Origin of the sequence: Aquimarina agarilytica ZC1 (genome assembly GCF_000255455.1) — a bacterium.
GTDB classification, from domain to species: domain Bacteria; phylum Bacteroidota; class Bacteroidia; order Flavobacteriales; family Flavobacteriaceae; genus Aquimarina; species Aquimarina agarilytica.
Genome location: NZ_JH621315.1, coordinates 1 through 5,146, shown reverse-complemented (window position 1 = coordinate 5,146; position 5,146 = coordinate 1). Strand labels below are relative to the sequence as shown.

At 33.2% G+C, this 5,146-nt stretch carries 4 protein-coding genes; 3 read left to right on the top strand and 1 reads right to left on the bottom strand.

Annotated elements, in window-relative coordinates:
* Both KQA_RS19305 and KQA_RS0217990 read left to right on the top strand, forming a co-directional pair.
* The coding region (locus KQA_RS19305; protein ID WP_010183026.1) for a hypothetical protein at positions 1-881 on the top strand (881 nt) is incomplete at its 5' end.
* A 56-nt stretch (positions 882-937) separates the two neighbouring features.
* A complete protein-coding gene (locus KQA_RS0217990; protein WP_010183025.1) occupies positions 938-1,390 on the top strand; it encodes a hypothetical protein in 453 nt (150 codons plus the stop codon).
* Between the two features lie 448 nt (positions 1,391-1,838).
* Here the strand turns inward: KQA_RS0217990 and KQA_RS0217985 are convergent, their stop codons facing one another.
* Entirely contained in the window at positions 1,839-4,241 is a 2,403-nt protein-coding gene (locus KQA_RS0217985) for a porin family protein (RefSeq protein ID WP_010183024.1), read from the bottom strand.
* 385 nt (positions 4,242-4,626) lie between these two features.
* On the opposite strand from KQA_RS0217985, the gene KQA_RS19300 reads away from it, so the two are divergent.
* Positions 4,627-5,146: hypothetical protein (locus tag KQA_RS19300; RefSeq protein ID WP_010183023.1), on the top strand; the 520-nt coding region annotated here is incomplete at its 3' end.

The following is a 5,146-nucleotide window of genomic DNA, read 5'->3' as shown; positions in this document are numbered from 1 at the left end:
TAGCAATCACCATTATATTAATGCTTTTATGCGAAAATATTAAATTAAAATCGTATAATACGTTTAGTACCAGTTTTTTTTCAAGAGAAATTAAGATTGATCCTGAAAATAAAGTAGCTGTTGATTTTACAGGTATTAGTGTTGTTTATGGAAACATTGCTTTTAATGAAAATAGGATATTTTTTGGTAGTGAATCAAAGTTTAATGAAGAAAGCCAAGTTACAGAAAGGTATCCTGCAATAGAAATTAGAAATGAGGACAATGTGGTTGTAGATACAAAGATTTACATGAATACAGAATTAGATTTTAAAAACACCATAATATCAGATATGATTGAAATTGATACTGGTTATGTGGCTTTTGGAGGAGGATTTTCAAATGATGGAAATAGTATAAATTCATACACCCCTTTATTGATCTTTTTTAATACAGATTTAGAAATTACGAAAACAAAATTATACCCAAATTCAAAGTTAGCATTATCAGACACGTTTTTGACATTTAACTCCTTAAATTCTTTAATGCATATAGAAAAGCTAGCATCAGGCAAACTTGTTACTTATGGACTTGGTGAACTTAGAATTATGGATTTAAATGGAGAAGAATTAATTTTAAAAGGAACTCAAGGTGGCGGATTTTTATTAAAATTAGAGGATTCATTTATTATAAGTCAAAGAGGGTTTTTGACCAAATATGATGAATCAGGTAATGTCATTAAAGAAATTTATACCAAAGCAGATATTACATCAAATTTAATTTTAGATAAAGAAAGAATTTTATTTGTTACTGCGTCTCAAACGACTGAACCTGATAAGGTTTCATTATTTAAACCTTTTATAGGAGCTGTTGATAAAAATTTAAACTTTATAAATTTAAACTAAATTTTAAGTTTATTATAGTCATATTAGTTTGTTACCATACATTCAGAAAATAACAAATGAAAATAAAACTTGAGCAATCAACTGAAATTTTAAGCGAAATTCTAGAGAAACAAATTACTTCTCAATCTAAGTCTTGGATTGAGTGGGCATTTGACACAATGTTGGAATTTAAGGCTGATTATAAGATAGATAATTGCTCAAACGATGAAGAAACGGACGAATTACTTGCCGAATATGGAACGAATAATTGGAATCCAAAAGAAAAGCCAAAATTTGAATTTACTTTGACTCGACAAATACAACTTGACGGAGAAGAAGAATACTATCAAATTAAGCTCAAACTGACTTTTGAACCTAAAAGTTTTGATGGAATTGAAAGTACGAATTTTTGGGCAATGGATTTTGAAAATGCAGCTGAGTGGAAATCCGAAATTGAAAAGACGGATGGATATAAAAAAGCAAGCAAAACGGAATTGTTGAATCACGAAATCAGTATGTATTCAACTTAAAAAACGTATGGTAACAACACCTATGCGATAATGCAGGGTTTAGGTGTAATCGAAAGGTTATTGTCTATTTGGTTTGACGCCAAAGATTTAAATTTAGTATTTTAGAAAATATAAAAACAAAACATAAACTTTGGCTAAGTGCTAGCTCGAAAACCAGTGATTTTCTGCTCCCGCACTACGCATAGCTAAACGTTATGAACAATGAATCTATACTATTTAAATAGTTTGAATATTCTAAATGAAGCTTATAAAGGTGCATTTAGAATACACAAAACCCTTGTAAAACAAGGGTTTTCTCGTAAATAAAGGTAAATAAAAATCCCGAAAACAGCTATAAGGAGCTAAAATCGGAGAGCTACTTATCGTTACTTATGAAAATACAGCAGTATTAGTGACTAATCAATAATTTATACGTATCATGCTATTCTCTGAATACACCTTTGTAATGTTACTCTCTAATACGCTTATGGAAATAATCAGCCCAGCGAACTTCTAAAAATTCGATAATTTGTGTTTTGGTTTTTCCAGAATCATGCAATTCAAAAGCGCGTTTTAAATACTTGTCTCTCAAAAGTTTTAATTCACCATCGGCTTTAGTGATTTTATCGGGAGTTATAGCCCATTTTTTTAAGGTGCTCAATAATTTATTGTGGGCTTCTAAGCGTTGTTCTTGGAGAGTAATAACACGTTCTTCTTCAGAGGTGTCTTTTCCTTTTTTATTCGCCAGTTCCCCTAACAAATAATCCAATTCGCGTTCTAACTTATAACTTATTCCCTCAGCTTCTTGACCTAGTTTTAAATAAGCATAATAAAGCATATTGTAATAACTAGCTTCAAAATCATCATAGTCACTTAACTTTTTTAAGTAGGCTAAAGCAATAACTTTATATACTTTTTTGTCCTTTTTTTCCGAATCGTACAACTGTTCTTCTAAAGCACTCAACTCCTTTTTTCTAACAGAAGTGAGGTAAGGAAAATCCCCATTAAAGGGTAATTTTACTAATTGAGGAGTGATATTAATTGGGGTGTTTTTGTAATGATATTTTCTGTAATCAATAGCAATAGTGTCATGTGTTATTTTATTCCTTTTGGGAAGTTTAATATTGAGTTTTGGTTTTTTTACGCCAAAAGCATAATTATAACCAAAAGTAGCGGTAAACTCACTCAAGGAAGCTGAATTATCCGAATTCCGAAATAATTGAATGGCATTTACATTAAAATTATGCACTTTTTTTAAGGAATAGCTGGCACCAGCCCTAAGATTAGTAACATTGCTTTTACCACCAGTGTTATCTGATTGATTATAGGAAGCCGAAAAACGACTCGTCAGTGTTTTTTGAAAAAAACTTTTAGAGATGCCTAAAGTAGGTCCCCATGTGGTAGCGTCTTCCCTTCCGATCGTATTAAAAGTAGTGTTGATCGCAGAGGTAATGCTAATGTTGCGTTCCGAAAAATTGATGGTATGCCCAATATTTAAATTGTGAAATGTTGAGGCATCTCCAATACGCACTACACCCCCTTGCTCATTGGCTACGTCATTTAAGTTGTAGTTGATGTTTAGGTTTTGGTGGGCTTCTTTTTTGGGCGATAATACATAGTTGATGTTCAAGTTGGCGGTCTGTGATAATTGCCTAAAATCCAAATCTTCCACGGCTTCATCAGTTAGATCACTATCATTTATATCTTCAAATTGATTGGGTTTAATATTTGTAAAAGTGGTAAAGTTGGAATACATACCAGTAAGGGTTAAGCGTTCGTTTAAGCTTAAAGTAGCATTGGCGGCACCAATAGTTCGGTTGGTATTGTTTGCTTTTTGGCCATCTAAATCATCACGTTGCAAACCAATATCAATCCCTAAAACCAGTTTGTCTTTAAAAAAGGAATTAGTCGCATTTACGGTTATATTCTCAAAATCATTATTAAAAAAATAGGCACCTAAAGTGGTATACCCAGGGTCAATCCGCTCATATCCTACCCCCACACTAACTTTGCCTTGTGTGTAATTCAAACCCGTTTTTAAAGCATTGTAATAGGTGGTAGCAGCTCTGTTGTTAAAAAATGGCTTAACTATTGAAAAACCACTAGCTTCATTTTTAGCAGTTCGCGTATCGGAGGTAATGGCGGTGTTGGCAAATTCTGTCTGTACTGTAAATTGATTATTTAATTTAACCTGAGATTCAATACTAATCACTAAGTTTTCTTGCGGTAATACACCTCGTGTTTCAGGTATGCTTTCCAACGAATTCAGATCGTCTTTGGCATAAAAAGTAATAAGGCCTATTTTGTATCGCTCTTTTTCATACGAAGTTTTAAATCCGTAGCCCATACGATCAAAAGCAGGTTGGGTCCTGGCATCACCGTCATCTGGGGTAGCTTTGAGTAAGCGCCCTCCCATAAGGCTTATTTTAAAAGGCCCTTTAGGGGTTAATTCTAAACCACCTCCTGTAAATTGATGCCCACTTAGGGTGTAAGGTGAAAAGTTCATATTTACCGATCCAATATGCCCAGTAATCCATTTATATTTGGGGTGTAAACTCAGTCTATTAAAATCAAAGGGCAATAGGTAGCCTAAATCTTCTCCTTGATTACTATAACTGTATGTAATTGGTAAAGAAAAACTGTAGATAGAAACATTCAAGGTGCCTTGTAAAAAGTACGTAAAAGGATTACGGCTGGCATTTTGGTTGGAATTGTAATACACACCGTTAGCAGAAACAATACCACTAACTTTTAAGGGCTTACTTTTTTTTATGGTTTCGTAATCAAGGTTTTGTGATAAGCAATTTGGAGTGCTTAACCATAAAAAGAAAATAGTAAATGATATGTTGTATAAAATCCTTATAATATTCACTTTATAATACAATACCTTTTTGGTATCAAATTTCTATTTAAAATGGTTGTCCCATACTTTAAAAACACCGTTATAAGCTTAATAAACTTATTTATAGTTGTATTGTTTGGTATGAAAATACTTAGAATTTATTAGTGTTGTATTTTTTTAAAATAAGCTCGGTAAAACTAGGAATTAATCATCTGCAAAACCTAAAAATAAACGAAAGAATATTCTTTCATTTTAACATTACATATATAAAATTCAGTTCATTACTTTTACTGATATTCAAAATAAAAGTATACTAAAAACAATTTGTAAAGTTTGTTCACGTATTCGCTTATCTTATAAAAATTTAGTTTTGAAAAAATAATCTGACAGAAAGGATACTGGTGAAAAAAAGAGAATGAAAAAATACCTATTACTCATATGGATACTCGCATTTCAAGCGCTACAGGCACAGGTGTTTCCGGTGCAGGTAACGCCGCAGTTGATACCTCCATATAGTTTAAATTTATCGGACTATCAAAATGCTGCTCGGGAGCAGGTGATTGTGAATTTGTTATTATCCGATGTTACCGAAAGTAACCGCGAGGTAACCTTAAAATTTTCGATGACCAATACGGCTGGTTTTGCTATTGAGAGTGCTCCTGTTGTAGTGGGCGCTTTGCCTGTGTTTTTAAATGGAGGAATTCCGCTGCGATTAACCAATGCCGATTTACAGGCGTATTTTCAGCTTCAAAATTTACGAGGAATTAGTCCGCAGCAATACGGACAGCCCTTACCCGATGGGGTGTATCAATTTTGCTTTGAGGTATTTGATCGCCGCTCGGGACAAGCCATTTCGCGTAAAAGTTGTGCCACGGCCTTTTTAGTGCTTAATGATCCTCCTTTTTTAAATGTGCCCTCAAGGGGAGAAGCCATCC

Excerpts from the sequence above, each read along its gene's own strand:
- KQA_RS0217990 (WP_010183025.1), top strand. The coding sequence starts at position 938 with ATGAAAATAAAACTTGAGCAATCAACTGAAATTTTAAGCGAAATTCTA.